The following is a 378-nucleotide window of genomic DNA, read 5'->3' as shown; positions in this document are numbered from 1 at the left end:
ATCTCCAGCCCGCCAAGAACGCCGAGCACGCCGTCATATTTTCCCCCGGTCGGCTGGGTGTCGAGATGGCTGCCGACATAGACCGGCGGCAGATCAGGGTCGGTGCCTTCGCGGCGGGCAAACATCGTGCCCATCTCGTCGAGGCCCATTTCGAGCCCCGCCGCCTCGCACCAGCGCTTGAACAGATGCCGCCCCTCGCCGTCCTCGTCGGTCAACGTCTGGCGATTGTTGCCGCCGGCAATGCCGGGGCCGATCTTCGCCATCTCCATTATCGAATCCCACAAACGGTCTGAATTGATTCGCAGATTCTCGCCGGGAGCGGCCATATTCTAAAACCTCATCGATTGCGGCACGCCGGCGTCCCCCTCCCCTCAAGGG

At 63.5% G+C, this 378-nt stretch carries 1 pseudogene; it reads right to left on the bottom strand.

Going from position 1 to position 378, the window contains the following annotated elements:
* Positions 1-326: pseudogene (locus tag E5W87_RS11940) on the bottom strand (Zn-dependent hydrolase); the annotation flags it as partial.
* Between the last annotated feature and the right edge of the window lie 52 nt (positions 327-378).

It is taken from the genome of Mesorhizobium sp., from assembly GCF_004962925.1.
GTDB lineage: Bacteria > Pseudomonadota > Alphaproteobacteria > Rhizobiales > Rhizobiaceae > Mesorhizobium.
This window is presented reverse-complemented; position numbering and strand designations above follow the sequence as displayed.